Consider the following 3,662-nt stretch of genomic DNA (forward strand, 5'->3'; position numbering starts at 1 on the left):
AGGGCGGTTACCGTCTCGGGCAGCCGGATCATCAGGCCCTCGCCGGGCCCGAGCCAGCGGGCGTATGCCATGAGCGATTTGATGTCGACGCCGGGACACCGCCGTACACGCCGGGACCGCCGCGCGGGCCCGCACCCACCGGGTTCCGCTCGCCGACGCCCTCGGCGAGGTGCTGGCCGCCCCCCTGGACGCCCTGACCGACCTGCCGTCCTTCGACACCTCCGCCATGGACGGCTGGGCCGTCGCCGGCCCCGGCCCCTGGACCGTACGCACCGGCGGCGACGCCCTCGCCGGTTCCGGTCGCCCCGAGCCCCTCGCGGACGGGGAGGCCGTACGGATCGCCACCGGAGCCCGGATCCCCGCCGAGACCACCGCCGTGATCCGCAGCGAACACTGCCGCGAGCACGGCTCCCAGCTCTTCGCCGACCGGCGCGTCCTCACCGGCCAGGACATCCGCCCGCGCGGCCAGGAGTGCCGCTCCGGCGACCTGCTGCTGCCCGCGGGCTCCCTGGTCACCCCGGCCGTGCTCGGCCTCTCCGCGGCCGCCGGGTACGACGAGCTGACCACCCGGCCCCGGCCCCGCGTGGAGATCCTGGTGCTCGGGGACGAACTGCTCACCTCCGGACTTCCGCACGACGGCCTGATCCGGGACGCCCTCGGCCCCCTGCTCGCCCCCTGGCTCACCCGCCTCGGTGCCGAGGTCACCGGGACCCGCCGGCTCGGCGACGATCCCGCCGGGGCCGAGGCCCTGCTGAAGGCCGTCACCACCTCCACCGCCGATGTGATCGTCACCACCGGCGGCACCGCCTCCGGCCCCGTCGACCACGTCCACCCGGTGCTGCTCCGGGCCGGCGCCGAACTGCTCGTCGACGGGGTCGCCGTCCGCCCCGGGCACCCGATGCTGCTGGCCCGCGTCGGCGACCGGACGGACGCGCGGTACGTCGTCGGACTGCCCGGGAACCCGCTCGCCGCCGTCTCCGGGCTGCTCACCCTCGCCGAACCGCTGCTGCGCGCCCTCGCGGGCCGCCGCCGGCGCCCCCGCTACTCCGCGGCGGTCCAGGGCGACGTCCCGGGCCACCCGTACGACACCCGCCTGGTGCCGGTCCTGCTGAACGACGAACACGCCGTACCGCTGCGGTACAACGGCCCCGCGATGCTGCGCGGGGTGGCGGCCGCCGACGCGCTGGCCGTCGTACCGGCACACGGAGCGCGGTCGGGACAGGAGCTGGAGATTCTCGATCTGCCCTGGGCTTCGGGAGGATGTTTCACGTGAAACTCCACGGCCAGGACGCCATGGCCCGGGGGGCGGACGAGAAGCTCGTCTCCCGGCGCATCAAGCTGCCCAAACGCATCGTCGAAAAGCCACTCGCCCAGGTCACCAAACGCCTGATGATGGCGTTGTTCGTGCTCTTCCTGACGGTCCTCATCGTGTGGCTGGACCGCGCCGGCTACCACGACAACGCCAACGAGGAGGTCGACCTCCTCGACTGCCTCTACTACGCCACCGTCACCCTGTCGACGACCGGGTACGGCGACATCGTCCCGTACAGCGCCAGCGCGCGGCTGGTGAACGTCCTGCTCATCACCCCGCTGCGGGTGCTGTTCCTGATCATCCTGGTCGGCACGACCCTGGAAGTGCTGACCGAGCGGACCCGAGAAGAGTGGCGGCTGAACCGCTGGAGGAAGAACTTGCGTGAGCACACGGTCGTCGTCGGCTTCGGCACCAAGGGCCGGTCCGCCCTGCAGACGCTGCTGGCCACCGGCCTCTCCAAGGAGCAGGTCGTCATCGTCGACCCGAGCGCCAAGGTGATCGACATGGCGAACGCGGAGGGCTTCACCGGCGTCGTCGGCGACGCCACCCGCTCCGAAGTCCTGCTGCGGGCCGAACTCCAGAAGGCCCGTCAGATCGTCATCGCCACCCAGCGGGACGACACGGCCGTCCTGGTGACGCTGACCGCGCGCCAGCTCAACCGCGGCGCGAAGATCGTCGCCGCGGTGCGCGAGGAGGAGAACGCCCCGCTGCTGCGCCAGTCCGGCGCGGACGCGGTCATCACCAGCGCGAGCGCGGCCGGGCGGCTGCTGGGCCTGTCGGTCCTCAGCCCGAGCGCGGGCACCGTGATGGAGGACCTGATCCAGCAGGGCAGCGGCCTCGACCTCATCGAACGGCCGGTCACCAAGGCCGAGGTGGGCAAGTCGGTGCGGGAGACGAACGACCTGGTGGTGAGCGTGCTGCGCGGGCACCGGCTGCTGGCGTACGACGACTCGCACGCGAGCCCGTTGCAGCTGACGGACCGTCTCATCACCATCGTGCGTGCGGTCCCGCCGAGTTCACCGCCGGTCACCCTCGGACCGGCCGAATAGGAGCGCCGGCGGAGCCGACCCGGCGGATGCTGCGCCGCGGGGGACCGTTCGCGTAGCCTCCGGGCCATGCATGCGATCACCATCGAGCAGCCCGGCGGCCCCGAGGCCCTCGTCTGGACCGACGTACCCGATCCGGTGGCGGGCGAGGGCGAGGTCCTCGTCGACGTCGCGGCGAGCGCCGTGAACCGCGCCGACGTCCTCCAGCGCCAGGGGTTCTACGACCCTCCGCCCGGCGCCTCCCGTCACCCCGGCCTGGAGTGCTCCGGACGGATCTCCGCCCTCGGGCCCGGGGTGTCAGGCTGGTCGGTGGGGGACGAGGTCTGCGCGCTGCTGGCCGGCGGCGGTTACGCGGAAAAGGTGGCCGTCCCGGCCGGGCAGCTGCTTCCCGTCCCGGCCGGCGTGGACCTGGTGACGGCAGCCGCGCTCCCCGAGGTCGTCGCGACGGTCTGGTCCAACGTCTTCATGGTGGCCGGGCTGCGCCCCGGCGAGACCCTGCTCGTACACGGCGGATCCAGCGGTATCGGCACGATGGCGATCCAGCTGGCGAAGGCGGTGGGCGCGCGGGTCGCGGTGACGGCGGGCGGCCCCGAGAAGCTGGCGCGCTGCGCTGAACTGGGCGCGGACATCCTGATCGACTACCGCGAACAGGACTTCGTGGAGGAGCTGCGGACCGCCACGGACGGCGCCGGGGCCGACGTGATCCTCGACATCATGGGCGCGAAGTACCTCACGCGGAACCTGGACGCCCTGGCCGTCAACGGCAGGCTCGCCATCATCGGCCTCCAGGGCGGGGCGAAGGCCGAGCTGAACCTCGGCGCGCTGCTGGCCAAGCGGGCGGCGATCACCGCCACGTCGCTGCGGGCGCGGCCGCTGGAGGAGAAGGCCGCCATCATCGCGGCCGTACGCGAGCACGTGTGGCCCCTGGTCGCCTCGGGTCGGGTGCGGCCGGTGGTGCACGAGACGTTCCCGATGTCCCGGGCCGCGGCGGCACACCGCGTCCTGGAGTCCAGCAGCCACGTGGGCAAACTCCTGCTGACGACCTGACCCAGACGAAACCCCCTCCGCCCCCGCCAAGGCCACTTCCCCCTTCCCGGCCCGCCCAGGCACCCCCCGTGCCCCGCCAACCGCACCGCCCCCACCCCCCGGCCTGCCGGGACGCCCGTCCAGCCCCGCCACACCCCCCCAGCCTGCCGGGACGCCCTTCCACCCCCACCACACCCCCGGGCGTGCAGGTACGCCCTCCCACCCCCACCCCCCGGTCTGCCGGGACGCCCTCCAGCCCCGCCGGCGTTTGAGGCGCG

At 73.6% G+C, this 3,662-nt stretch carries 2 protein-coding genes and 1 pseudogene; all 3 read left to right on the forward strand.

From position 1 onward, the window contains the following. Positions 1-109 precede the first annotated feature (109 nt). Positions 110-1,273, forward strand: a pseudogene (locus tag ABT106_RS31405) (molybdopterin molybdotransferase MoeA); the annotation flags it as partial. Next, the gene (locus ABT106_RS31410) at positions 1,261-2,361 is read left to right on the forward strand and encodes a potassium channel family protein (protein WP_351284319.1); all 1,101 of its coding nucleotides are present in this window, start codon (positions 1,261-1,263) and stop codon (positions 2,359-2,361) included. The pseudogene ABT106_RS31405 and the gene ABT106_RS31410, both read left to right, overlap by 13 nt. A 66-nt stretch (positions 2,362-2,427) precedes the next feature. Continuing rightward, positions 2,428-3,405, forward strand: a complete 978-nt coding sequence (locus ABT106_RS31415) for an NAD(P)H-quinone oxidoreductase (protein WP_351284322.1) — start codon at positions 2,428-2,430, stop codon at positions 3,403-3,405. The last annotated feature ends 257 nt before the right edge of the window (positions 3,406-3,662 follow it).

It is taken from the genome of Streptomyces sp. NPDC002044 (genome assembly GCF_040296725.1).
Lineage (GTDB): Bacteria > Actinomycetota > Actinomycetes > Streptomycetales > Streptomycetaceae > Streptomyces > Streptomyces antarcticus.